At 57.8% G+C, this 25,765-nt stretch carries 25 protein-coding genes; 16 read left to right on the forward strand and 9 right to left on the reverse strand.

The window, feature by feature from the left end; translation table 11 throughout:
- Positions 1-128 precede the first annotated feature (128 nt).
- From T18_RS11470 to T18_RS11490, 5 genes are all read left to right on the forward strand, one after another.
- Positions 129-332, forward strand: a complete 204-nt coding sequence (locus T18_RS11470) for a YdcH family protein (protein WP_003511431.1) — start codon at positions 129-131, stop codon at positions 330-332.
- A gap of 154 nt (positions 333-486) precedes the next feature.
- Entirely contained in the window at positions 487-954 is a 468-nt protein-coding gene (purE, locus tag T18_RS11475; RefSeq protein ID WP_034501985.1) for a 5-(carboxyamino)imidazole ribonucleotide mutase, read from the forward strand.
- An 11-nt stretch (positions 955-965) separates the two neighbouring features.
- Positions 966-2,054, forward strand: coding sequence for a 5-(carboxyamino)imidazole ribonucleotide synthase (locus T18_RS11480; RefSeq protein WP_038494241.1), 1,089 nt, complete (start codon positions 966-968; stop codon positions 2,052-2,054).
- Positions 2,055-2,193: 139 nt separating this feature from the next.
- Positions 2,194-2,319, forward strand: a complete 126-nt coding sequence (gene ykgO, locus T18_RS11485) for a type B 50S ribosomal protein L36 (RefSeq protein WP_003497670.1) — start codon at positions 2,194-2,196, stop codon at positions 2,317-2,319.
- A gap of 100 nt (positions 2,320-2,419) precedes the next feature.
- A complete protein-coding gene (locus T18_RS11490) occupies positions 2,420-3,040 on the forward strand; it encodes a tetratricopeptide repeat protein (RefSeq protein ID WP_038494243.1) in 621 nt (206 codons plus the stop codon).
- Positions 3,041-3,109: 69 nt separating this feature from the next.
- Here the strand turns inward: T18_RS11490 and T18_RS11495 are convergent, their stop codons facing one another.
- The 3 genes from T18_RS11495 to T18_RS11505 form a co-directional block, all read right to left on the reverse strand.
- On the reverse strand, positions 3,110-3,367 hold the full coding sequence (locus T18_RS11495; RefSeq protein WP_006314683.1) for a DUF2312 domain-containing protein: 258 nt from the start codon (positions 3,365-3,367) through the stop codon (positions 3,110-3,112).
- A 151-nt stretch (positions 3,368-3,518) separates the two neighbouring features.
- Positions 3,519-3,824: a DUF1244 domain-containing protein gene (locus T18_RS11500; RefSeq protein ID WP_038494246.1), complete on the reverse strand. Its 306-nt coding sequence runs from the start codon at positions 3,822-3,824 to the stop codon at positions 3,519-3,521.
- A 15-nt stretch (positions 3,825-3,839) separates the two neighbouring features.
- Positions 3,840-4,628, reverse strand: coding sequence for an N-formylglutamate amidohydrolase (locus T18_RS11505; RefSeq protein WP_038494249.1), 789 nt, complete (start codon positions 4,626-4,628; stop codon positions 3,840-3,842).
- Between the two features lie 273 nt (positions 4,629-4,901).
- Here T18_RS11505 and T18_RS11510 point away from each other — a divergent pair, with 273 nt between their 5' ends.
- On the forward strand, positions 4,902-5,306 hold the full coding sequence (locus tag T18_RS11510; RefSeq protein ID WP_370647635.1) for a DUF1036 domain-containing protein: 405 nt from the start codon (positions 4,902-4,904) through the stop codon (positions 5,304-5,306).
- On the forward strand, positions 5,306-6,745 hold the full coding sequence (pyk, locus tag T18_RS11515; RefSeq protein ID WP_003511440.1) for a pyruvate kinase: 1,440 nt from the start codon (positions 5,306-5,308) through the stop codon (positions 6,743-6,745). Before T18_RS11510 ends, pyk begins: the two co-directional genes overlap by 1 nt.
- A gap of 85 nt (positions 6,746-6,830) precedes the next feature.
- Here pyk and T18_RS11520 read toward each other — a convergent pair whose 3' ends face one another.
- Both T18_RS11520 and T18_RS11525 read right to left on the reverse strand, forming a co-directional pair.
- Positions 6,831-8,738 carry a DUF882 domain-containing protein gene (locus T18_RS11520; RefSeq protein ID WP_019564917.1) on the reverse strand — a complete coding sequence of 636 codons (1,908 nt, stop codon included), beginning with the start codon at positions 8,736-8,738 and terminating at the stop codon, positions 6,831-6,833.
- Between the two features lie 176 nt (positions 8,739-8,914).
- Positions 8,915-10,459: a sigma-54-dependent transcriptional regulator gene (locus tag T18_RS11525; protein ID WP_038494252.1), complete on the reverse strand. Its 1,545-nt coding sequence runs from the start codon at positions 10,457-10,459 to the stop codon at positions 8,915-8,917.
- A 169-nt stretch (positions 10,460-10,628) separates the two neighbouring features.
- On the opposite strand from T18_RS11525, the gene T18_RS11530 reads away from it, so the two are divergent.
- Together T18_RS11530 and T18_RS11535 are read left to right on the forward strand one after the other, a co-directional pair.
- A complete protein-coding gene (locus tag T18_RS11530) occupies positions 10,629-12,479 on the forward strand; it encodes a M3 family oligoendopeptidase (protein ID WP_038494255.1) in 1,851 nt (616 codons plus the stop codon).
- Positions 12,480-12,521: 42 nt separating this feature from the next.
- Positions 12,522-13,157, forward strand: a complete 636-nt coding sequence (locus T18_RS11535) for an aminotransferase class IV family protein (RefSeq protein WP_038494257.1) — start codon at positions 12,522-12,524, stop codon at positions 13,155-13,157.
- Here T18_RS11535 and T18_RS11540 read toward each other — a convergent pair.
- Positions 13,154-14,062 carry a sensor domain-containing diguanylate cyclase gene (locus T18_RS11540; RefSeq protein WP_003511446.1) on the reverse strand — a complete coding sequence of 303 codons (909 nt, stop codon included), beginning with the start codon at positions 14,060-14,062 and terminating at the stop codon, positions 13,154-13,156. The genes T18_RS11535 and T18_RS11540 overlap by 4 nt on opposite strands.
- A 323-nt stretch (positions 14,063-14,385) precedes the next feature.
- Here T18_RS11540 and T18_RS11545 point away from each other — a divergent pair, with 323 nt between their 5' ends.
- From T18_RS11545 to T18_RS11570, 6 genes are all read left to right on the forward strand, one after another.
- Positions 14,386-15,831: a homospermidine synthase gene (locus tag T18_RS11545; RefSeq protein ID WP_038494259.1), complete on the forward strand. Its 1,446-nt coding sequence runs from the start codon at positions 14,386-14,388 to the stop codon at positions 15,829-15,831.
- Between the two features lie 148 nt (positions 15,832-15,979).
- On the forward strand, positions 15,980-16,354 hold the full coding sequence (gene omp10, locus T18_RS11550; protein WP_038494261.1) for an outer membrane lipoprotein Omp10: 375 nt from the start codon (positions 15,980-15,982) through the stop codon (positions 16,352-16,354).
- Positions 16,355-16,571: 217 nt separating this feature from the next.
- Positions 16,572-18,503 carry a 5'-nucleotidase C-terminal domain-containing protein gene (locus T18_RS11555; protein WP_038494264.1) on the forward strand — a complete coding sequence of 644 codons (1,932 nt, stop codon included), beginning with the start codon at positions 16,572-16,574 and terminating at the stop codon, positions 18,501-18,503.
- Between the two features lie 357 nt (positions 18,504-18,860).
- Entirely contained in the window at positions 18,861-19,895 is a 1,035-nt protein-coding gene (hemH, locus tag T18_RS11560) for a ferrochelatase (protein WP_003511450.1), read from the forward strand.
- Between the two features lie 60 nt (positions 19,896-19,955).
- Entirely contained in the window at positions 19,956-21,005 is a 1,050-nt protein-coding gene (locus T18_RS11565; protein ID WP_003511451.1) for an SPFH domain-containing protein, read from the forward strand.
- Positions 21,006-21,007: 2 nt separating this feature from the next.
- A complete protein-coding gene (locus tag T18_RS11570) occupies positions 21,008-21,475 on the forward strand; it encodes an NfeD family protein (protein WP_003511454.1) in 468 nt (155 codons plus the stop codon).
- A 3-nt stretch (positions 21,476-21,478) separates the two neighbouring features.
- On the opposite strand, the gene T18_RS11575 is transcribed toward T18_RS11570, so the two are convergent.
- Positions 21,479-22,474: a KpsF/GutQ family sugar-phosphate isomerase gene (locus tag T18_RS11575; protein WP_003511455.1), complete on the reverse strand. Its 996-nt coding sequence runs from the start codon at positions 22,472-22,474 to the stop codon at positions 21,479-21,481.
- 60 nt (positions 22,475-22,534) lie between these two features.
- On the reverse strand, positions 22,535-22,900 hold the full coding sequence (locus T18_RS11580; RefSeq protein ID WP_013761857.1) for a PAS domain-containing protein: 366 nt from the start codon (positions 22,898-22,900) through the stop codon (positions 22,535-22,537).
- A gap of 404 nt (positions 22,901-23,304) precedes the next feature.
- Between T18_RS11580 and uppP the strand changes: the two genes are divergently transcribed.
- Positions 23,305-24,783 (forward strand): polysaccharide biosynthesis protein UppP, encoded by a 1,479-nt coding sequence (gene uppP, locus T18_RS11585; RefSeq protein ID WP_038494268.1) that lies wholly within the window; start codon positions 23,305-23,307, stop codon positions 24,781-24,783.
- Between the two features lie 59 nt (positions 24,784-24,842).
- Here uppP and galU read toward each other — a convergent pair whose 3' ends face one another.
- Positions 24,843-25,730: a UTP--glucose-1-phosphate uridylyltransferase GalU gene (gene galU, locus T18_RS11590; protein ID WP_025595371.1), complete on the reverse strand. Its 888-nt coding sequence runs from the start codon at positions 25,728-25,730 to the stop codon at positions 24,843-24,845.
- Between the last annotated feature and the right edge of the window lie 35 nt (positions 25,731-25,765).

Genomic DNA, 25,765 nt, shown 5'->3' on the forward strand with positions numbered 1-25,765 from the left:
AAGGCAATAAGTGGGCAATTTGGTCGCAAGGGATAACTTCCCGTTACCGCGATTTGATGATAGAGGCTCGAGAACCGATGACATACGCGCCGGAGGCTCTCCGGCTGGCATAAAATGGGGATGACAAGATGCCCGATCAGGACCAGGCGGACATCAGGCTTACGCTGGCGCGGCTGCGCCAGGAGCATGAGGATTATGACGCTGCGATCAACGCGATGATCCAGACCAACTGCGATGCGCTGAGAATACAACGCATGAAAAAGAAAAAGCTGGCCGTCAAGGACAAGATGACCCAGATCGAAGATCAGGTCATTCCCGATATCATTGCCTAGAGTGGGCTCCGTGCTTCCTGCCGGATGCACGAGAGACGCTCTAATCTATTGAATTTACGCATCGTGCCTTGCAGAAATCAAAATCGATTTTTGCGCCTATGCTGTAAGCCGGAGAAGCGAAGTGACAGCAGAGACACCCCCCGTCGCCATCATCATGGGCAGCCAGTCCGACTGGGAGACCATGAAGAATGCCGCCGATACGCTGGATGCGCTGGACGTGGAATACGAAGCCCGCATCATTTCCGCCCACCGCACGCCTGATCGCCTTTATGATTTTGCCAATGGCGCGAAAGACGAAGGCTTCAAGGTCATCATCGCGGGTGCCGGCGGCGCCGCCCATCTGCCGGGCATGACCGCCGCCATGACCCCGCTGCCGGTTTTCGGCGTCCCGGTACAATCCAAGACGATGTCCGGGCAGGACAGCCTCTATTCCATCGTCCAGATGCCCGCTGGCATTCCCGTCGGAACGCTTGCCATCGGCAAGGCCGGCGCTATCAATGCCGCACTTCTGGCAGCTGCGGTTCTGGCGCTGGGTGACGAGGACCTGGCAGACCGGCTCGATGCATGGCGCGCGCGCCAGTCAGCGGCCGTTGCCGAATATCCCATGGACAGCGCCCAGTGACAGCCTCTGACATGACGATGAATACGAACAATCTCACCATCGGCATCATCGGCGGCGGGCAGCTTGGCCGCATGCTGGCAATGGCCGCCGCGCGCCTCAACCACCGCACCATCGTTCTCGAACCACAAGCCGATTGTCCAGCGGCGCAGGTCTGCAACAGCCAGATCGTCGCGGAATACGGTGACGAGACGGCGCTTGCGGAACTCGCTCGCCTTTGCGATGTCGTGACCTACGAATTCGAGAACGTACCCGTCACCGCAGCCGAGACCCTGAGCGCTTCCGTTCCCGTTTATCCCCCGCCGCAGGCTCTCAGCGCCTCGCAGGATAGGCTGACGGAGAAACGCTTCCTCAACGGTTGCGGCATTCCGACCGCCGATTTCCGCGCCGTGGATAATCAGGAAGAACTGGAAGCGGCATTGGCCGCTTTTGGTGGCAAGGGTGTGCTGAAAACCCGCCGCATGGGCTATGACGGCAAGGGCCAGAGGCTTTTCAAGGGTGGTGAGGACATCGCAGGCGCCTTCGCAGCACTCGGTGGTGTGCCGCTCATCCTCGAAAGCTTCGTCGCTTTCGAGCGGGAAATCTCGATCATTGCCGCCCGTTTCAGGGATGGCACCGTTACCTGCTACGATCCGGCCGAAAACATTCATCTGAACGGCATTCTGCATACATCCACCGTGCCGGCAGCACTCTCCGATGCGGCGGAGGCGGTTGCCGTGCAATCGGCGGAAAAGCTTCTGGCCGCGCTCGACTATGTCGGCGTGATCGGCATCGAGTTTTTCGTCCTGACCGATGGTTCGCTCGTTGCCAATGAAATGGCGCCGCGCGTGCACAATACCGGCCACTGGACGGAAGCGGCCTGCGTGGTCTCGCAATTCGAACAGCATATACGAGCCGTCTCCGGTCTTGCCCCCGGCAGCACGGCCCGCCATTCGGATTGCGTCATGACGAACCTCATCGGCGATGACATCAATGATGTGCCAGCATGGCTTTCGAAAAAAGACTGTCTCGTGCATCTTTACGGCAAGACGCAAGCACGGCCTGGCCGCAAGATGGGCCATGTGACCGAGCTTTTGCACACAGGAAAAGCCTCAGTCTTTTAAGGCAAAGACGTCTGGAAGTGTTGACAGGCAGGGGTCAAACGGGTATTTGCCTGCCAACCGAAAAGAGCGCGCCCCGTTGCGCGCTTTTGATTGTTTGAATAAGCACGGTAAAAGCCGTGCAAAACTGCGGACCAGTAAAATGAAAATCAAGAATTCGCTTAAAGCGCTTAAGGCCCGTCATCGCGATAACCGCCTGGTTCGCCGCAAGGGCCGCGTCTACATCATCAACAAGCAGAACCCGCGCTTCAAGGCTCGTCAGGGCTGATTGAGTGCCACTGCGGTTCGCGATCACATCGCGGATCACTTTGTTGACAGTGCAGAACTTTGCATTTGATATTGGGCGCAGTCGGGTTAAGCTTTAACCCATGCGCCCAAATCGTTTATGCACGGCTATCATCGTCGCTCAGGGTTTCCTGCTTTCGGGCCTCCTGCTTTCAGGAATGGCGTCCCTTGGTCATGCGGCAGATGGTCAGCCTCCCGCAGCCCTGGAGGCTGCGCCTTCACCTGCAAAGACAGTTGACAGTCTTTTCGCATCGCTGAAAAAAGAGCGGAATGCGGTCAAGGCGCGCAGCATTGCCAACCAGATCGCTTCCGAATGGAACGATTCTGGCAGCGCGACAATCAATCTCCTGATGCAATGGGCAGGTGAAGCCGCAGACGAGAAGCGCAACGCCGCCGCTTACGATTTTCTCGACCAGGCTATTTTACTCGATCCGGACTACGTGCAGGCGCCCTATCGCCGCGCCATGGTGCATTTTGCGGATGGCGACACCCGAAAGGCGATGGCGGATATCAATCTGACGCTGGAGAAGGAGCCGCGCTATTTTCCGGCATTGGCGAGCCTTGCAAACATCCTCGAAGCCTCAGGCCGTGACGATCTGGCGCTGAAAGCCTGGGAACGCTATCTCGCGCTCTATCCCGCGGACAAGGACGCCCGCAAAGAGGCCGCTGACCTTTCTGAAAAGCTGGCTGGCACTCGCAGCTGAATATCGCAGACGATCCAAACAAAAATCGCCGCAAAAGCGGCGATTTTTCATTGTGGGACCGTCAACCGATCATTCCATGCCAAGCGCAGCCATATAGGTCTGAAGAATGGTTTCTTCCTCGATACGCTCGTTGGCGTCCTTCTTGCGCAGGCGGATGATGGTGCGGATCGCCTTGGTATCGTAGCCACGACCCTTCGCCTCGCCCATGACATCCTTGATGTCTCCCTGAATGGCGGCCTTTTCCTCTTCGAGACGCTCGACGCGCTCGATGAATTGACGCAGTTCGGCGGCGGCGACGGTTTCGGTGGTGCTCGTTTCGTCCATCATATCATCCTTCATTGGTAGCAGCTCGGGTGAGCCTTGTTCATTAAATCCAGGCGAAGCCTTCGCCGGTCGCCGCCAGCCGGGCAGCAAAAATTCCGGCCTGTGACCTGCCCACTGACGGGCCTCACGTCAAGTCGTTTCCGTCGATCGGGGGTTATTCCGTTGGCTTGTTCTGCTCAAAGGCGGCTTTCTGGGCGTCGCTCGCCTCCGCCTGATATTTTTCCTTCCACTCCTCATAGGGCATTCCGTAGACGATTTCCCGGGATTGCTCCTTGGTGAGTGCAACGCCGGCCTCGTTAGCGGCTTCCCCATACCAGTTGGAAAGGCAATTGCGGCAAAAGCCCGCGAGATTCATCAGGTCGATGTTCTGCACATCGTGACGCTCGCGAAGATGCTCGACGAGACGGCGGAACGCGGCGGCCTCGAATTCAATCTGCTGTTTGTCATTCGGTGTCGTCATGGGGCAGCTCCAGGCTCAGTAGGGGCCGGTGCGAGAGGTGAACAGCTCATATTCATGCAAAATGGGATCGTCGTTCATTGCGGCGAAAATGGGAGCGAGCCGGTCCGACCATTCGGCAATCCCTTCCTCATCCGCGATCAAATCCTGCCGAACTTCAAGAAGCGCATGCGGTATGCCCTTCATCATGCAATGGCGATACATGGTATCGCCCTTCAGCGCCCCGTCATAGGGTTCGTTGTCACCAACGAGAATGTCGCCGGTCGCGCGCAGATGCGCCAGAAGCGGATCGACCGCACGATTATCCGTGTCCCAGAGAACCGCCGCATGCCAGGGCCGCGGTGTTTCTTTCCAGAACGGCGTGTACGAATGCAGCGACAGAACAAGCGGCGCTTCCCCCGACGACTGCGCTACACCGGTGAGCACGCGATCGACGGCATTGTGATAGGGACGATGAAAAATCTCGATCCGTCTTTGCCATTCCTCATCCGAAATCGGGTGGTTGCCGGGGATGATCGCCCCGTCCGAAATCTTCATGATAAGGGTCGGATCGTCCTCGCCGCGATTAGGGTCGATCAGGAGGCGCGAAAATCGCCCAAGCACGGCCGGCACGCCGAGGCGGGCCGCAAGAGAGCGCGTCAGCCCTTCAATGCCGATATCAAATGCGATGTGACGATGAAAAGCGGTTTGCGGAAGGCCAAGTTTGCCGTAGTGTGCCGGCAGGAGGTTCATGGCATGGTCCGCCAGAAGAACCATGCCTTTGTCATAATCGCCTTCTATGATTTCATAGGGTATGAAGTCGTTCATCGATAATTTTCTGGGGCAAGATTGAGGAGAAAAGCTTGATGGCATGGCTTGAGGCCGGGCGCAAGTTTCGGCGACAGAACAGCCATCTACCTTATCGCACTCACGATCCCACGAACAATATAATCGATTAAACTCGCGTTGACTTTCTTTGGCGGCCACGCCAAGAAGTGTGTTCATTATAACCATGGAATCCGGATGGAAGCCGTGACTCAGTCATCTCTCGCTCTTCCTCGCCACTTTCGGCATCTTGCCCGTCTTTTCTCCGCAGCGGCATTGTTTCTGACCCCGTTTGTCTTCGTGGAGGCCGCGCATGCGGACTTCCGCGTCTGCAACAGCACGCAAAACCTCGTGGGGGTTGCAATCGGCTACCGGGCGCAGGACGGCTGGGTCAGTGAAGGTTGGTGGCAGGTCCCCTCCTCCACCTGCGCAACGCTGATAGAGGGTGAGTTGCAGTCGCGTTATTATTATCTTTATGCCGAGGACGCCGCTCACGGCGGCCGCTGGACCGGTGACGTCAACATGTGCGTGGCGGAAAACGAGTTCAAAATCGCCGGCGTAGACGATTGTTATGCCCGCAGCTTCCAGAGAATGGGTTTCAAGGAATATGACACGGGCAGACAGGGCAGCTGGATGGTCCAGCTTTCCGATACGCCAGGCACACAGGGAAATCAAAACTGATGAAGCGTAACCGCAAAGTCAAAATTCTTGCAACTCTCGGCCCCGCCTCTTCCGACGAGGCAATGATCGAAAAGCTGCATCTGGCCGGCGCCGATCTCTTCCGCATCAACATGAGCCATGCGAGCCACGACGTGATGCGGACGCTGATTGAGCGTATTCGCTCCGTCGAAAGCCGTAACGGCCGTCCCATCGGCATTCTGGCCGACTTGCAGGGTCCCAAGCTGCGCGTCGGTAAATTTGCCGAAACCAAGGTTGATCTCGTTCCCGGCCAGACGTTTACGCTGGACAATAACGATACGCCCGGCGACAACACCCGCGTTTTCCTGCCGCATCCTGAAATTCTCGAAGCGGTCAAGCCTGGTCACCGCCTGCTGATCGATGACGGCAAGCTGCATCTGCGCGCTGAGAAGAGCGACGGCAAGAGCATCGTCACCACTGTTGTTTCGGGTACCCGGATTTCCGACCGCAAGGGCATTAGCCTGCCCGACACCCTGCTCGGCGTCGGCGTTCTGACCGACAAGGACCGCGTCGACCTCGACGCCGTTCTCGCAACCAACGAAGTGGACTGGGTTGCCCTTTCCTTCGTTCAGCGCCCGGAAGACCTGGCCGAAGTGCGCAAGATTTCGCGCGGTCGCGTTGGCCTGATGTCCAAGATCGAGAAGCCGCAGGCTATTGAGCGCATCGAAGAAATCATCGAGCTTTCCGACGCATTGATGGTCGCACGCGGCGATCTCGGCGTGGAAATGCCGCTGGAAGCCGTTCCGGGCATCCAGAAACAGCTGACCCGCGCCTGCCGTCGTGCCGGCAAGCCGGTTGTCGTTGCCACACAGATGCTGGAATCGATGATCACAGCTCCGGTTCCGACCCGTGCGGAAGTTTCGGACGTTGCGACTGCCGTATTCGAAGGCGCCGACGCTATCATGCTCTCGGCCGAGTCCGCTTCCGGCGATTATCCGATCGAAGCCGTATCGACCATGGCATCCATCGCCAGCACGGTGGAACAGGACCCCTATTATTCCAACATCATCTACGCGCAGCGCCCACAGCCGGAAGCGACGGGTGCAGACGCCATTTCGCTTGCTGCCCGCCAGATTGCCGAAACGCTGAAGCTCGCCGCGATCGTCACCTACACCTCGTCCGGCACAACGGGTCTGCGCGCCGCGCGCGAGCGGCCACAGGTTCCGATCATTGCGCTTTCGCCGATCATCCAGACCGCACGCCGTCTCTCGGTCGTCTGGGGCCTGCATTGCGTGGTCACCGGTGACGCCAGCGATCTGGACGATATGGTGAACCGCGCTTGTCGCATCGTCGTGTCCGAAGGTTTCGGCAAGCCGGGCGACCGCATCATCATCTCCGCCGGCGTGCCGCTCGGCACCCCGGGCGCGACCAACATGGTGCGCATCGCCTATATCGGTTCGGACGGCCAGAGCGGCGTCTGATATCGCGATATCAAGCATAATAAAAAACCCGCCGTCACCGGCGGGTTTTTTGTTGGCCTTTCGGCCGCATTGCAGAAAGCGGGGCTCAGTGCATCTTCACCGGCGTGCTGAAACGGCTGGACTCGATCGCCGCTGCACCGGGCTTGAAACTTGCCGATGTGGCCGAAGCCGACATGTCGTGGCTGAGCATACGGTTGGCGACGACGCGCGGCGCCTTCACCGAGCGGCCGGTCGAGCCCTTGTTCTGGTTGAGCGCCCAGTCAGAGATCAGATCCTGCGTCAGACGACCACCGCCGACCATGGCCTGATGGGAAACGGCGGCATCCTGCCTGCTCGGGCGTGAGCCCTTGGTCGGCAAGCCGGCCGTCAGCCCACCATTGATGGAGGGTTTCAGATCAAAGGCGTCACCGAAACCTGCCTCTGGCTCAGCCTTCGCCGTTTCGGCGGGCGCGACTGTAACCTTGTGGTTGACGGCAGCCGGGAACGGCGCGGCTGTCGGCACCGTAGCGGAATTGATCTGCGAGCGGGCAGCCTGACCGCTCTGTTCCAGAGCAGCAACCACAGTCGGCGAAAGCGTATCTTTCCGCTCTTCGGCGAGATCTTCGTCGCCTTCCGGATCAGCATTGGCCTGTGCCAGCAGGGCTTCCGCCACAGCCGGACGATTGGCCGGCACCGGAATAGACGCAAGTTCGCCACTCGCTGCGGGTGTCGCACCATCTGCGGATGCGGTCAGGATCGATCCTTCAGCGTCGCCACGCATGCCACGCGGCCCAAGAAGCGTCGGCACAGGCACGGATACCTCAGCCAGATCGGCAAACTGCTGACGCTCGGCCGGAGCAGAGGTCGGCGTCGGTGTTGTCGCAGCCTGGAGGGCATCCTGCGCCGCATTACGGGCCGGAGAATAAAGCGCGGTGGCAAGGCCCGTATTGGCCGGAGGCTGGTTGCCGAAAGCTGGACGTGCAATGGGCAGCGGCGCGGTGCTCACACCGGGAAGCGGTTGGGCGGAAGCAACGGCGATCGTCGGTTCTGGCTCAGGTGCAGCAGGCGGTGGCGTTGCAGGGCGAGCGACAGCCGGACGTTCTGCGGGCTGCGGCGTAGCGATGCTATCGGGATCTTCATCCTCGTCGCCTCCGCCAAAGAGCGCCTGCAACAGTGTCTTGCGCTTGCCGCCACCACCGGAGGACGCAGGGCCGGCACCGGCGCTGGAAGCAACCTGAATGGAAGAAGAATTGACGCGCTTCTTGTAGTCAGCCAAGGCCTGTTCATAACCGGGAAGCGGATTGCCATCGGAAGGAACGTGCAGCGTATTGCCCTTAGGGAAGATACGCACGAGTTCCTGACGGCTCATGCGCGGCCAGGCACGAACGCCGCCGACATCCATGTGCACGAAGGGAGAACCCGAGGTCGGGTAGAAACCTACGCCGCCAATCTGCATCTGCATGCCGATTTCGCGCAGTGTGGAAAGCTTCACGCCCGGAATGTAGAAATCCATGGCCTTGCCGAGCATATGCTGGCTTTTTTCCGCCACGCCCTTGGTGCGCGTGCGCAGGAGGCCGTTAGTCTCAGGCGAACGGAAGGCCGAAACAACGTTGATGTAATCGGTCGCGCCACTGCGGCGGTAGACTTCCCACACAAGATCGAAAAGACGCGGATCCATCCGCGTCGGTTGGTTACGACGCCAGTCACGCAAAAAGCGGTTCAGCTCCTGCAGACCCTTCTGGTCGTATTTTCCGTTGCGCTTGAAGGTTATGACCGCCTTCTCGCGTGTATGGATATAATACAGTTTGAGACTGCGCGTTTCGGCGAAAGCTTCCGTCGCCGAGACACCTGCGAAAGGCATTGCGGCGAGCATCAAGCAGGCAAAGGTGACAGCGCGTGCCGACAGCTTCGTGCATATATCCTTGATCAAGCCGCGCGCGATCTTGGTCGACAGCGCGATATTTCGATGCAGATATGGCAATTCGATCCCCGCCTGGAAGACAATTTCTGTCACATTGCCTCAAATGAACGTCAAATACGGTGACACGATGGCAAAATTGCCACACAGATGCAACCTTCCTCTATATAGTGAATCAGCCACTAACAAGAGGTTTATAGACGGTAAGCGGATATCCTTGCTCAGAAGTTAACGAATCTTGCTATCTGCCGTCGAATAAGCGGTTTGTGCAATCAGGCCGCATCTCGCAACGGATCGTCCGGATCAATGCCATAATCCTTCAGCTTGCGATAAAGCGTCGAGCGGCCGATACCAAGTTTCCTTGCGACCTGACTCATCTGCCCGCGATAAAAACGAAGGGCAAAACGGATAAGCTCCTCTTCGATCTCGGCCAGCTTCCTGATATTGCCTGAATCGTCCATGCTGGAGATCAGGTTTCCTCCCCGGTATATCGTGGTGGAAATATCTGACGCCTCATCCAGAATGGCGTGACTTTCGGCGGCCGGCGGCGGCGGAGAATAGGCGGCGAGTGTCAGCGACGATCCAGACGGCGACCGGATCGACTCACCCGCATCGTCCCCACCTGCGAATTCCGGCAATTGCAGCGCGATTTGCGGAAAATCGGAATCAGCCAGTTCCTCGCCCTGCGACAGCACGACGGCGCGGAAGACCGCATTTTCAAGCTGGCGGATATTGCCCGGCCAGTCATAGGCCGTTAGCAGTGCCAGCGCGCTGGCATCGAGGCCGACGGGATTTGGCAATTTCTGTTCCACCGAAAAACGCTCCGCGAACACCCGTGCTAGATGGGGAATATCCTCCTTGCGCCGGCGCAACGCCGGAATGGTGATAGGAAAGACGTTGAGGCGATAATACAGGTCCTCGCGGAAGCGGCCTTCCTTCACCTCTTCGATGAGATTCTTGTTGGTGGCGGAAATCAGGCGGACATTCACCTTCTGCACACGCGCGGAACCGACAGTTTCGATTTCGCCCTGCTGAACTGCCCGCAGTAGCTTTACCTGCACGTCGAGCGGCAGATCACCGATTTCATCGAGGAACAGCGTTCCGCCATCCGCTTCCATGAACTTGCCAACGTGTTTTTCCGTGGCACCGGTAAAAGCGCCCTTCTCGTGACCGAAAAGAATACTCTCCACCAGATTGTGCGGGATAGCGCCGCAATTGACGGTGATGAATGGTTTGTTCGCCCTGTCGCCAGCCGACTGGATTGCACGGGCGACCATTTCCTTGCCGACGCCGGATTCGCCTTCCAGCACCACGGGAATGCTGGACTGGGCGGCGCGCTGCGCCAGTTCTATCACCCTCAGCATGGCCGGGCTTGCGGAAACGATATCAGTAAAATTCACGGCATTGCTCCGTCCGCGCCTGCCCGTGCGGGCCTTTGCCTCTCTCCTGTCGAGCTTGAGGGCATTGGAGATGGCGGCGCCGATCCGTTCCGGCGAGACCGGCTTCACGACGAAATCGAAGGCGCCGGCGCGCATGGCCTGCACGACGGTATCGATGCCGCCCTGCCCCGTCTGGACGATGACCGGGACGTCGGTGCCGAGTTCGCCAACGGCTTTCAGGAAGGCGAGGCCATCCATTTCCGGCATCATCAGGTCGAGGACGACAACATTGATCTCGCCGCTATATTGCTTGAGCAGCTCCAGCCCCGCCCTGCCGTTTTCTGCAAGCAAGGCCAGATGCCCATAACGTTCCACCGCATTTTTGAGCAGGCGGCGCTGGACGGGATCATCGTCTATCACGAGAACATGCGCGGTCATTTTTGGCTCCGGTTTCCGGTTTATGGACCTGCGTCATGCGGTCCCTTGTGGCGCACTCTGGCACGGGAGATTTGAACATCCAGTTTTGAGATTTGCTTGCATTTTATCCATTGCTGCGGGAAACAAAGGCCCCATATGCTGCGCAGGCATAACGACAAGGACGCGTTCGATGACCCTCAATCGCCCAACACCGCACCCCGTATTTTCGCTTGCCGAAACCTCCGGCCCTGCCCTTGGCGACCTGCCCGGCTGGAAACTCTCGGATCTCTATCCCTCGGGCGATTCGCCGGAATACAAGGGCGACATTGAGAAGGCGGCGACGCTGGCGGCGGCTTTCGAGGATAAATGGAAGGGCAAGCTTGAAGACGCTGCAAAGGCGACGGGCGCCAACGGCATCGGCGCTGCTCTCAAGGAATATGAAGCGCTGGACGATCTTATCGGCCGCATCGGCTCCTTTGCGGGGCTGACGTATTTTTCAGATACGTCCAACCCGGCAAACGGCAAGCTTTACGGCGACGCCCAGGCGAAACTGACGGATATTTCCGCCCATCTGCTGTTCTTTACGCTTGAACTGAACCGCATCGACGACGCCGTAATGGATGCCTGCATGGCAAACGATGCCTTAGCTGGGCACTACAGGCCGTGGCTGGTGGATTTGCGCAAGGACAAGCCGCACCAGCTCGATGACCAGCTCGAACAGCTATTCCTCGAAAAATCGATGACGAGTGCCAGCGCCTTCAACCGCCTGTTCGACGAGACGATGGCCGACCTGCGCTTCGAGATAGACGGCGCAAGCCTTTCGCTGGAAGTAACGCTCAATATGCTTCAGGAGCCGGAGCCGGAAACTCGCAAGAAGGCAGCACAGGCGCTCAGCACCACTTTCACCAATAATCTGCGGGTCTTCACCCTCATCACCAACACACTGGCCAAGGACAAGGATATTTCCGACCGCTGGCGCAAGTTCGAAGACATCGCCGACAGCCGCCATCTGGCAAACCGTGTGGAGCGCGAGGTAGTCGACGCTCTGGCTGCCGCCGTGAAAAATGCCTATCCGCGCCTTTCGCATCGTTATTACGCCATGAAGGCGAAATGGCTCGGCATGGAACAGATGAACTACTGGGACCGCAACGCGCCGCTTCCCGATACATCGAATACGATCATTCCATGGGATGAGGCGAAGGACACCGTGCTGTCCGCCTATGGCGATTTTGCGCCGGAGATGGCCGATATCGCCCGCCGTTTCTTCGATGAGCAATGGATCGACGCCCCCGCCCGGCCCGGCAAGGCGCCGGGCGCCTTCGCGCATCCGACCGTGCCTTCGGCCCATCCTTATGTCCTCGTCAACTATCTCGGCAAACCGCGTGACGTGATGACGCTTGCCCATGAGCTTGGCCACGGCGTGCACCAGGTGCTGGCCGGCGACCAAGGCGCGCTGATGTGCGCGACGCCGCTGACGCTTGCCGAAACTGCCTCCGTTTTCGGAGAAATGCTGACCTTCCGCAGATTGCTTGACGACACGAAGGACGTCAGGGAACGCAAGGCCATGCTCGCCCGCAAGGTCGAGGACATGATCAACACGGTCGTGCGACAGATCGCGTTTTATGAATTCGAACGCAAGCTGCACACCGCCCGCAAGCAGGGTGAGTTGACCTCCGAACAGATCGGTGAATTGTGGCTTTCCATTCAGGCCGAGAGCCTCGGCCCGGCGATCAAGATTTCCGAAGGGTATGAGACCTGGTGGACCTACATCCCCCATTTCATCCACTCTCCCTTCTATGTTTATGCGTATGCCTTCGGTGATTGCCTGGTGAACTCGCTGTATGCCGTTTACCAGAAGGCCGAGACCGGCTTCCAGGAGAAATATTTCGAGCTTTTGAAAGCAGGCGGCACCAAGCACCATTCGGAACTTCTGAAACCATTCGGCCTCGATGCGACAGACCCTTCCTTCTGGGACAAGGGTCTTGCCATGATCGAAGGGCTGATCGACGAACTGGAAGCGCTTGACAGCAAACAGGCCTGATTGCCTCCGAAAAATACCGATGACAGGCGACGAGCAAAGGCAATGAAACGCAAACCCGCCGATCTGACCTTGAGAGAAACGCTGCGCTGGGAGCCGCAATCGGGCTTTCAGCGCATTGACCAGCATATGCGCCGGCTATTGCGCTCAGCCGATGCGCTCGGTTTCCGAGCACCGGTCAACGCGGTTCAGGTACTGGAGAAGAAGGTGGGCGGCGAAAGTCCGCTCTGCGTGAAGCTGGTCATGAACTACAAGGGTGAGCTCGATATCGAAACGGCCGAGTTTCGGCCGTTGCAGGAGGGAACCGTCTGGCGGATCCGCATCGCGACGCAAACCAGGCTTGATTCCGCCGACACCTTCTATCGCCACAAATCATCGCGCCGGGAACCCTATGATGCCGCCCGCGCCGAATTTTCAGCCGGGGATGCAGACGAGGTTCTGCTGCTCAACGAGCGCGGCGAGTTGTGCGAGGGATCATCGACCAGCATCTTCGTCGAAATGCCGGACGGGCAATTGCTGACGCCGCCGCTCGACAGCGGTATTCTGCCGGGCGTCCTGCGTGCCGATCTCATCCGCCAGCGAAAGGCGCGCGGGCAGGCATTGAAGCCGGAGGATATTGCCGGTCGACGGCTGTTCGTGGGAAATTCGCTGCATGGGCTGATCGCGGCGGAGCTGGTCTAAACCGTCACCGCCAAAAGCCGGTCGCGGCCCTTTTCCTTGGCAGCGTAAAGCGCCTGATCGGCGCGCATGAAAACATCGTCGGCACTTTCTGCCATCCGATAGGTCGTCATTCCAGCGGAACAGCTATAGGAAAAATCCGGAAACTCGGCCAGAGGTCTGGAAAGACGCACCTTTTGCAGTAGCCGCTCGACGATCTCCCGGCTCTCAACAACCGAACTGCGCGGCAAGATGAGCATGAATTCCTCACCGCCGATCCTGCCAAAACAATCCACCCGCCGGACGACGGAATGGGCGATCCCGACAAAATCGCGCAGCACCGCATCGCCGCATTTGTGGCCGAAACGATCGTTGATGTGCTTGAAAAAGTCGATGTCGAGCGTGCAAAGGCAAAAGGGCGCTTCAAGCCCCTTGCCGACCCGCTCCACCTGCAGCGCGAGTTTGGCGAAAACAAAACGCCGGTTCGCCGTTCCCGTCAATTCGTCGGTCTGCGAGGCGCGCACCGCCAGATCCCGGTCCTGCCGCAGGGTTCTGTAGCCCTGGCGCAATTCGGTGACATCGCTTGCGACACACAGCATCCAGCCATCCTGCTGCACCGTCTCCGTCATCCAGAACCAGCGGCCGTCATACATGTCCATCTCGAAGGCACGATACGGCAGCTTGCCGCGCCGGGACTGCGCTGACAAAAGCCAGCCCTCGAAATCGCTGTTTCTGACGACCACGCCGGTTCGCAGACGGTGGTTCAAGCGCATGATTTCCGCCCAGGTCGAAAAATCATCGTCGGCAAGCTGAAAGCTCTGCCGAAACGACGGGTTGGCATGCCGCAACCGGTCTTCGGAATCGTAAAGTGCAATAAGAACGGGGGTGGCGCTCTGAAGCGCTGCGACACGCTCGATAAGACTATTCAACAGGCAACACTCCTGTGATGACGAAAAGCCCCCTTTTCGCCATCTTGCAAAAGCCCCCAAGCCCTAGGACATATACACGAAAAGAAGAACTTGATTATAAACGTAGTCTCTAAAATGCGAAGGGGAAGAATGCGGTCGGAAGGTCTCGACTTCAATCTCGCCAGATCGCAACCGCGCAGAACGGGATCACCACACACCAACCCGTCACAACTTTCGCATCCCGGGCTTGCGCCACCGTCATATGTCCGTCATGCACCTGCCCTTTATTGTGGCACGCTTTTATGATCTAGCTTACTTATTGGCTTAAAAAGGAAAAATGACGAATGACGGACGCAAACCATCCGATTTACGGCGATATTGACGGCCCCATCATCATGATCGGCTTCGGCTCCATCGGGCGCGGCACTCTTCCGTTGATCGAACGTCATTTCAACTTCGACAAGACTAGGCTCGTCGTCATAGACCCGCGCGAGGATATCGCAGCGTATCTGGCCGAGAGAAATATTCGCCATATCCGTACGCATCTGACCAAAGAAAACTACAAGGAGGTGCTCAAGCCACTCCTTAAAGGGGTTCAGGGTCAGGGCTTCTGCGTCAATCTTTCGGTCGATGCCGCATCCGTCGATCTGATGAGGCTCTGCCGCAAACATGGCATGCTCTACATCGACACCGTAGTGGAGCCGTGGCCCGGCTTTTACTTCGATGCAGACGCCGACAATGCCTCCCGTACCAATTATTCGCTGCGTGAGACCATGCTGAAAGAAAAGGCTCGGAAACCGGGCGGCACAACGGCCGTTTCCACCTGCGGTGCAAATCCCGGCATGGTGTCCTGGTTCGTAAAACAGGCGCTGGTCAATCTCGCCAAGGATAGCGGTCTCGACATCGAAGAGCCCCAACCGCATGACCGGCAGGCATGGGCAAAGCTCATGCAGCAGCTCGGCGTCAAGGGCGTGCATGTGGCAGAGCGCGATACGCAGCGGGCAAAAAATCCCAAGCCATTCGGCGCATTCTGGAACACCTGGTCCGTCGAGGGTTTTATCGCCGAAGGTTTTCAGCCCGCCGAACTCGGCTGGGGAACGCATGAAAACTGGATGCCGAAAAACGCGAAAAAACAAAAAAAGGGCAGCAAGGCAGCGATCTATCTCGATCAACCCGGCGCCAATACGCGGGTACGGACATGGTGTCCCGGACAAGGGCCGCAATATGGATTTCTGGTCACCCACAACGAGGCGATCTCGATTTCCGACTATTTCACCGTCCGCAATGACGATGGCAATCTGATCTACCGGCCCACCTGTCACTATGCCTACCACCCCTGCAACGACGCCGTCCTTTCCCTGCACGAACTTTTCGGTAATGGCGGCACGCCGCAGCCGATCCAGCATGTGCTTGGCGAAGACGAGCTTGTCGATGGTGCCGACGAGCTGGGTGTTCTTCTCTACGGCCATGACAAAAATGCCTATTGGTATGGCTCGCGGCTAACCTTGCAGGAGGCACGGGCGCTCGCCCCCAGCCAGAACGCGACCGGATTGCAGGTCAGCTCCGCGGTACTGGCCGGAATGGTTTGGGCGCTTGAAAATCCGCAGGCCGGCATCGTCGAGGCGGATGAAATGGATTATCGCCGTTGCCTTGAGGTGCAGCGTCCCTATCTTGGACCGGTCGAAGGACATTACACGGACTGGACGCCGCTTGACGGTCGCCCGGGACTGTTTCCAGACAATATCGACACCTCGGATCCCTGGCAGTTCCGCAACATCCTCGTGCGCTGAGGGCATGGCGTCTCATATTTGTCACGCAGGTGTTTTCATGACGGATGTCAGGAACCCGGGAGAGCAAACAACGTTGCCTTGAAATAAATAACGCTTCACGGCATGGTCGAAACATCAGGGTTTCATCGAATCGCAGGAGAACAGGCTCATGAACTTCAAGACAAGCGCTGCTTTGCTTTGTGCCGCAATCGCGGTGTCTTCATGCGTTGCGCCGGGTCCCTCCCAGCAGACGTCGATGGCACCCTCGCTTGCCCGCGGCCCGGCCGTGGATGGCCGCTGGATCGACCGCAACGGCATCGTATCGACATTCCAGAACGGTGCTTTCTCCACCCGTTCGACCGATACCAACACGCTTCTGGCATCAGGCACCTATGTTACGATTTCGCCGACGCTCTATGAAATCAACATGACGTCGCTGGTGCGCAACACGCAATCGCGCGTCAACTGCGCGCTCGTCTCCCCGTCACAACTGAATTGCACGACAGACAGCAACAGCCAGTTCTCGCTGTCTCGTCAGGGCTGATAACACAGACTTTTCAATGGTATGAGCTTTTAAAACGCACGCCTCAAGCGTGCGTTTTGCTTTATTGCGCCACTGTCACAATTTCCGCTTGCGGCAGCTGCCGCTAAATGGAAACATCGCGCTTTGAAAGACTGACATACTTTCAGACTAGAGAATGAGCACGGCCTGATGATGATCGACCGGCCAGGGCTTCCGCTTTGAACAGGAGAGAGGGACCATGAAGAAAATTTTGAGACTGAGTATGCTGAGCGTTTCAGCGATAACGCTTTCAGCCGGAGCGGCTCTGGCCGATTACGAACTCAACATTCTTCACATTAACGATTTTCACTCCCGTATCGAATCGATCAATAAATTCGACTCGACCTGCTCAGCGGAAGAGGAAGGCAAAAACGAATGCTTTGGCGGCGCCGCGCGCCTCTTGACCGCAATCAACCAGACAAGGGACGCGCTCAAGGCTCAAGGCAAGAACGTTCTCCTGCTCAATGCCGGCGACAATTTTCAAGGTTCTCTGTTCTACACCACCTACAAGGGTACCGTTGAAGCCGAAGTGCTGAACGCCATGAAGTTCGACGCCATGACCGTCGGCAACCATGAATTCGATGATAGCGAAGACGGACTTGCGGGCTTCCTCGACAAGGTTCAGTTTCCGGTCGTGACCGCCAATGTGGTTGCCAGCGCCGCCTCGAAAATCGGCGATCGCGTCAAGCCGTCCATCGTCCTTGAAGTCGGCGGCCAGAAAATCGGCATTGTCGGCGCTGTCGCCAACGACACGGCGGAACTTGCGACCCCCGGCCCCAATATCACCATTGCGGAAGATGTCGCGAAAATCAGCGAACAGGTGCAGAAGCTGAAAGGCGAGGGTGTCAACAAGATCATTGCCCTGACCCATGTCGGATATCCACGCGACCTCGAATTCATCGCGAAAATCCCGGATGTGGACGTCGTTGTCGGCGGCCACTCGCATACATTGCTCTCCAACACCGACCAGAAGGCCGAAGGGCCTTATCCGACACTCGTCGACAATCCCGGCGGCTACAAGGTTCCGGTCGTTCAGGCAGGGCAATACAGCAAATATCTGGGTGACCTGCGCGTCGTCTTCGATGACAGCGGCGTGGTCAAGGAAAGCAAGGGCGATCCGATCCTGATCGATTCATCCTTCAAACCCGACGAAGCAACGCTCAAGCGTATCGATGAACTGAAAGCACCAATCGAGGCGCTGAAATCGAAGGTCGTCGGCACTTCGGAAGGCCCGATCGAAGGTGACCGCAAGGTTTGCCGCGTCAAAGAATGCTCCATGGGTAATCTGGTAGCGGATGCGACCCTTGCCCGCGTCAAGGATCAGGGCGTCACCATCGCTTTCGCAAATAGCGGTGGCCTGCGCTCCTCCATCGATAGCGGCGATGTCTCGATGGGCGAAGTCCTGACGGTTCTGCCGTTCCAGAACACGGTCGCGACTTTCCAGCTGAAGGGCGAGGATATTCGCGCTGCCCTCGAAAACGGCGTCAGCCAGATCGACGATGGCGCGGGTCGTTTCATGCAGGTTTCAGGCATGAAATATTCCTTCGACCGCTCCAAGCCGGCCGGCAGCCGCGTTACTGCGGTCGAGGTCAAGGAGGGCGACGCTTTCGTGCCTCTCGACCCGGCAAAGACCTACACTGTTGCGGCGAATAATTACGTTCGCACCGGCGGCGATGGCTTCAAGGTATTCGCGACCAAGGCGATCAACGCCTATGACTTCGGCCCCAACCTCGAAGAGGCTGTAGCTGCCTATATTACGGCCAACAGCCCCTATAAGCCCTTCACGGACGGCCGCATCACCGAAGTGACGCCTGCCGGTTATGTGGCTCCGGCAAAGCCCGCTGCATCAGCGCCTGCCGCAACAGCACCGGCGGCAACTGCAACCGCTCCGGCCGCCACACCAGCCCCGGCTCCCGCAGCACCTGCTGCGACTGCACCTGCCACCACCACGCCGGCAGCGGCCGCGGCTGCCGCCAGCAAATATGTCGTCGCAAAGGGCGATTCGCTATGGAAGATCGCGGCGGAGAAGTATGGCGACGGTGCCCTTTGGACCAGGATTGCCAAGGCAAACACGCTGAAGCGTCCGAACCATATCGAAATCGGCGAGGAACTGGAGGTTCCGGCTCAATAAGCCGTGAACACATACAGACAGGGCAATTTGCCGCAGACGGGAAGCCGGCCTCGCACCATGAGGCCGGCTTCTTATTTTCCCTTTAAAAACAGATCATTACAGGCTGCGTTTTATCAAAAGACAATGCGTCCGTTACCGCACCTCGGAAATCACCTCTGCAGGTGGTTCAATCCTTACAAATTTCGTCTAGAACACGTGAACAAATTGACGGCACGAGCATATAGCTTGAGCATTTCCGGCAAAACCGCGTCACGGTTTGCGTCCGGCCATGTATAAAAACAAAAAATGGAGCGTTTCCGCCCTTTATCCCAAACGGAAACGTTCTCATGCAACCAGTACGAGTTCAGGGTGTCATTCATGACGACAGAATTATCCGCACTTCCCGTAGACCATCCCCGCGTAAGATTTGGCAAGGTTGGCGTTCTGCTTGTCAATCTTGGCACGCCGGATGGTACGGACTATTGGCCGATGCGACGTTATCTGGCGGAATTTCTGAGCGACAAACGCGTGATCGAATGGTCGCGCCTCTACTGGTATCCGATCCTGTACGGCATCGTCCTCAACAAGCGCCCGCAGAAGGTCGGCAAGGCCTATGAGGCAATCTGGAACCGCGATCGCAACGAAAGCTATCTGCGCACCTATACTCGCAGCCAGGGCGAACTGATGGCACAGGCGCTGAAGGATTTGCCGAATGTCGTCGTTGACTGGGCCATGCGCTACGGCCAGCCTTCCATCGCCTCGAAAATCGACGCGCTGAAGGAGCAGGGATGCGAGAAAATCCTGCTATTCCCGCTCTATCCGCAATATGCCGCATCGACCACGGCGACGGTGAACGACAAGGCTTTCGAACATCTGATGAAGCTGCGCTGGCAGCCCGCCATCCGCACCGTTCCGCCCTATCATGACGATCCTGCCTATATCGAGGGGCTTGCCGCCTCCGTCAAAAACCATCTGGCAACGCTGGACTGGGAACCCGAGATGCTGATCACCTCCTTCCACGGCATTCCGCAATCCTACTTCAGGAAGGGCGATCCCTATTATTGCCACTGCCAGAAGACCGCCCGTCTGCTGAAGGACGCGCTGGGACGGACCGAGAAGAACTTCATGATCACCTTCCAGTCGCGTTTTGGGCCAGAAGAATGGCTGCAGCCCTATACCGACAAGACCATGGAAAAGCTGGCATCCGAGGGCATCAAACGCATCGCCGTCATGAACCCCGGTTTCGTATCGGATTGTCTTGAAACGCTGGAGGAAATTGCCGGTGAGGCCGGAGAAATCTTCCTGCATAATGGCGGCGAGAAATTCACCCACATCCCGTGTCTCAACGACAGCGTCGAGGGTATGACAGTTCTCGAAAAGGTTGTACGACAAGAGTTGCAAGGTTGGGTGTAATCTTGCCATAACGATGCGGGTGTACGATCCCAAAAGGTTGTGGTGCTGGAGGAGGAAGTGATGATTGCATTGGGCGGTTTCGATATCGTCGTCATAGCGGCGGTTGTTTTGGTCATTCTGGTGCTCTTTGCCGGCATCAAGACCGTACCGCAGGGACATCGCTACACGGTTGAACGGTTCGGGCGCTACACCCGCACACTCGAGCCGGGCCTCAACCTCATCGTGCCGTTCTTCGAAAGCATCGGTTCGAAGATGAATGTGATGGAGCAGGTTCTGCATATACCGACACAGGAAGTTATCACCCGCGATAATGCCAGTGTCTCGGCTGATGCCGTCACTTTCTATCAGGTCCTCAATGCCGCACAGGCCGCTTACCAGATCACCAATCTGGAAATGGCGATTGAAAACCTCACCATGACCAACATCCGCTCGGTAATGGGCTCGATGGATCTCGATGAGTTATTGTCGAACCGTGATGCCATCAACGATCGCCTGCTGCGCGTGGTTGACGAGGCGGTGGGACCATGGGGTATCAAGGTTACGCGCATCGAGATCAAGGATATCGCGCCGCCGAAAGATCTCGTCGATTCCATGGCAAGACAGATGAAGGCGGAGCGTGAAAAACGCGCGCAGGTGCTGGAGGCCGAGGGCGCCCGCAATGCTCAGATTCTGCGCGCAGAGGGCGCAAAACAATCTGCCATTCTCGAGGCGGAAGGCCAGCGCGAAGCGGCGTTTCGCGATGCCGAGGCCCGCGAGCGTCTGGCCGAGGCCGAAGCCAGCGCCACCCGCATGGTGTCGGAAGCCATCGCTGCCGGCAATGTCCACGCGATCAATTACTTCGTTGCCCAGAAATATACCGAAGCGCTCTCCAATATCGGCACCGCCAAAAACTCGAAAATCGTGTTGATGCCGATGGAGGCTTCTGCGTTGATCGGCTCGCTCGGCGGCATAGGGGCAATCGCCCGTGACGTTTTCGGCGACAAGGGCGATGCACCAACCGCGCCCGCCGTCCCCGCATCTTCCCGCTCGGTGCCGCCGTCGCGGCCTTCGGCCCAGGCCATCAACGTTACAATTCCCGGTAATCCCTTCGGCTCTTCATCGGAGAAGTGACGATGCTGCAACGGCTTGCCACGGAACTGGGACCATGGAGCTGGTGGATTGCCGGCTTCATTCTGCTGGCTGCCGAGTTGGTCGCTCCGGGCGTGTTTCTGATCTGGATTGGCATTGCCGCGCTGGTGATCGGCGCGCTCTCCCTGCTGCTCTGGGATGCTGCATTCTGGGCGTGGCAATTGCAACTGGTGCTTTTTGCCGCCCTCTCCATCGCCTTCGCCCTGCTTGGCAGGAAATATTTCGGCAAAAACCGTGAGGCAAGCGACGAACCCTTCCTCAATCAACGGGAAGCAAGCCTTGTTGGACGCACAGCGACCCTGCAGGAGCCGGTTGTCGAAGGACGCGGCCGCATAAGGCTGGACGATACCTGGTGGTCCGTTAACGGTGAGGACATGCCAGCCGGAACACGTGTCAGGATCGCAGCTGCGCGTGGCCGCACCCTGACAATAGAGCCGCTCGACCGCCCATAGCGATCAGGCTACACCGATTCTCAACAGATCGTGGAAATGCACCAGCCCTATTGGTCGGTTATCGTCATCAACGACGATCAGCGCACCGATATGGAATTTTTCCAGCGTCGCGAGAGCGCTGGTCGCCAGCACCGATTTTTTGACCGTTTTCGGAGTACGGGTCATAATGTCGTCCACCGTCAATTCCGCGAGGTTGCGCGACAGGTTGCGCGCCATATCGCCCTCGGTGACGATGCCACACAGACGGCCATCCTCGTCCAGAATACCGACGCAGCCGAAATGCTTGCGGGAAAGAACACTGACTGCTTCCGGCATGGAAGTTCCCTTGCCGACTAGCGGCACCCGGTCGCCGGTATGCATGATATCGCTGACCAGCGTAAGGCCCGCGCCCAGTTTGCCGCCGGGGTGAAACACCTTGAAATCACCGGCAGTGAAATTGCGTGCTTCCAGAAGCGCAACGGCAAGGGCATCGCCAAGTGCCAGCTGCATCAATGTGGAGGTGGTAGGCGCAAGACCGAGCGGGCAGGCTTCCTGTTCATTGGGAACCAGAAGCACGATATCGGCTGCCTTCGCCAGCGATGCACTCTCCGAACATGTAAGTGCAATCAGCGGGATGGAGAAACGGCGCGAATAGTTGATGATGCTACGCAGCTCTGAACTTTCACCGCCTTTGGAGATCGCCAGCACTACGTCATCACCGCCGATCATGCCCAGATCGCCGTGGTTGGCCTCTGCCGCATGCACGAAAAACGCAGGCGTTCCCGTGGAGGCGAAGGTGGCCGCGAGCTTGGCGCCTATGTGGCCGCTTTTACCGACACCGGTGATGATGAGGCGGCCATTAGACTGGCCGATCGTCTCGATCGCCTTGCAGAAAGGTTGGGAAAGCCCGTTCCTGAGGGCCTCTTCAAGAGCGGCAAGGCCAGCCCTCTCCATCGAAATCGTCCGCACGGCGGATTCAATCGCATTGTCTTCAACCAGTTTGACGGCTCTCGTAATCATGGCCGACTGTTACTATTTCAACCGGAATAAGTCCACTCTACAGCCGAAAATCGCCGCTCTTTAGTGGCGCAGGTTCGGCGGAGAAATCTCCTCCATCGTTCCCATCCGCTTGAAAGGGATGTTCTCTTCATCGACCAGGTATCGCCCGACTGTCCTTATCCACGAGATAGAGCCGTCATCACGGCGCACGGCATATTCCTGATGGTAAAAGCTGGCGGCCTTGAGCGTCGTGAGCGCAGTTTCGATCACATGATTGCGATGGCCGATATCCACTTTTTCGAGCATCTGAAAAATGCTGATGCCCTGCATCGCCTGCCGCAAAGGAATGCCCAAGAGTTCAGCGCAGACTTCGTCTAGATAGAATCGGTCATTGGTAATATCCCAGCAATAAAAACCGACCTGCTTGACGTTCAAAACGGGATTCATGAAACGACGCTGTGACACAAAATAAAAATCAATTGGATTGCTAAAATAAAACGGATGAGTTCCACCCAATCATAGGGCGATTCCGTATCAAAATGAAACGTTTAAATCTGATCATATTCGAAATATTGGGCATCTCGGCAAATTTTCTTCAGTCGCGGTGCCGAAGCGGCCAGATCGAACGAGGAAGCCCCCCAGCTTTGCCGCAGCCACAGATGTGGTGAAATCGGGGAGGTCTTTATCAACTGTTAACCATAAAAATCCTATTGTTAAAGCGATATTAAAACTTGCGTCGCGTGTCTGGTCTCTTGGTCGTCCACTTCATCTGTCTGCCGCTCATTCGGCTTCAGGAAATGCTGAGACGAACTTTCGATCCGACATGGGCCAAATGCGCCGGGTGAAGAGGAATGATTGTGAAGGGCACCGCCACACGTCTGCCGACGTCGCGGAAAGCAGCAACCCTGCTGCTGCTTGCCTGTACGCTTCTCTACACCCCGGGAACTGTTTTCGCGCAAACAGCGGCCACGCGGCTGCCGGTCGCAGTTCCATCCGGCGATGCAACGCCGACAGAGAACCCCACAACGACAACTGAAAACGAGGCAAGCACGGTGCGAGCAGCACCGCCACAGCAACTATGGCGCCCCTCGACTAATCCGGGCGACCCGATCTCCGAACAGCAGGAAGAAGCGGGCCAGCCTTATGCCGACGCGGAAAACCCATATGAGCCAACGGTAGACGGCGGTGAAAACCCGCAAAGAGCCACCGAACCCGGACAAACCCCCGGCATCCGGCTCGGTACATTCCTGTTGCGGCCCTCGATCAGCCAGACGATCAATACGGAAAAGCAGACGAACACCGGCGGCCCTTCCAGACGTAACTACCTGACGACGGGTATTCGCGGCACGCTAACCAGCGACTGGTCCCGCCATGCGCTGACTGTAACAGGCGATGGCGCCTGGGAGAAAAATTTCGGCAGCAAGAATGGTGAAGAGCCGAGGGCGCGGATAGAAGCCGATCTGCGCCTCGATCTCGGCGAAGAAACGACGGCTAATCTCAAGGCGGGTTACGAATTCAGTCGTGAAGGCACCACGGACCCCAACGCTTTGACCGGCGCTGCCGTGCAGGGCGGAGAACACCGTTTCACGACCGGCGCATCGATCCAACGGGATTTCGGCAAGCTGCGCGGGCTGGCGGCGCTCGATCTGTCGCGTACGGTCTACACGGATGCAAAGGGCATAAACGGCCAGCCGATCAGTCTTAGCGATCGCGACCAGAACGGCGCGAACCTGCGCGGCCGCATCGGCTACGAATTGTCACCGGCCCTGATCCCGTTCCTCGAATTGAACGCGGGAACGACCAAATATGACAGGCGCCTGGACAATACCGGTTACGCACGGTCCTCGAATTCCTACGGCGCCAAAATTGGAGCCGAGGTCGATCTTGGCGAGAAGACCCGCGGCGAGGCCGCCATCGGCTATCTACGCAAGCAATATGACGACGACCGCATCGCTTCCATCGGCGCGCTGACACTGGACGGCGAACTGAACTGGTCGCCGCAGCGCGGCACCAACGTCAATCTTGGCCTGCGCACGACGATAGAGGATTTCGCCGGCGGACCGCAGGGCGGCTGGATTTCCTATCGGCTGGATGCCGGGCTGACCCATGAGTTGCGCAGCAATCTAGTCGCGCGGCTGACCGGGCAGATCGTGCACCGGACATTTCCCTCCTCCGATATCGAGGATGCTGTGGAATACACCGCAGGCGCTGGCTTGACCTGGGGGCTGAACCGCTATCTCGATCTGACGGCGGACGTTAGTTATCAGTGGACGCCGATTTATGACAGCAACGAACTGCGCGTCGGCGCGGGTCTTGTCCTGAAACGATAACGTCGCCCCAAACAGAAATCCCGGCGCGAAGGCCGGGATCCCGTTGTCCAGTTGGTAAATTACTTCAGTCCGTCGATAAGAGCCTTGATCGGCTCCTCGATTGCGGGGCGGATGTCAGAGCGTTCGAGCGCGAAAGCGACGTTGGCAAGAATGAAACCATCCTTGGCGCCGCAATCGAACGTCTGCCCGCGGAAATGATAGCCAGCGAATTCCTGGGACTTGGCAAGCGTCAACATGCCGTCCGTCAGCTGGATTTCGTTGCCGGCGCCCCGTTCCTGATTTTCCAGAATGTCGAAAATCTCAGGCTGAAGGATGTAGCGACCGTTGATGTAGAAATTCGAAGGTGCCGTACCCTTGGCAGGCTTCTCGACCATTTCAGTGATCTTGAAACCCTCGCCCACGGCGTTACCCACGCCGACGATGCCGTATTTATGCGTCTGATCGGGAGCGCATTCCTGCACCGCGATGACGTTGCCGGCCGTCTGGTCATAAAGTTCGACCATGCCCTTGAGGCAGCTTTTCTGTGAGTGCATGATCATATCAGGCAGCAGCACGGCGAAAGGCTCGTCGCCGACGATATCACGCGCACACCAGACCGCATGGCCAAGACCGAGCGGCACCTGCTGACGCGTGAAGCTTGCCGTGCCCGCCTTGGGCAGAAGGCCGGCCAGCAATGTAAGCTCGGCATTCTTGTTGCGCTCGCGCAGCATTTGTTCGAGTTCAAATTGAATATCAAAATAATCTTCAATCACCGCCTTGCCGCGGCCGGTGACAAATACAAAATGCTCGATGCCCGCTTCCGCCGCCTCGTCGACGACGTATTGAATGACCGGCTTGTCAACGACAGTGAGCATTTCTTTCGGAACCGCCTTGGTTGCGGGCAGGAAACGCGTACCCAGACCTGCGACCGGAAATACGGCCTTCCGAATTTTCTTATGTTCTACCACATATCCCTCCTGAGAGATAAAACTTGATCACAATC

Origin of the sequence: Rhizobium sp. TBD182 (assembly GCF_001950375.1) — a bacterium.
Lineage (GTDB): Bacteria > Pseudomonadota > Alphaproteobacteria > Rhizobiales > Rhizobiaceae > Agrobacterium > Agrobacterium tumefaciens.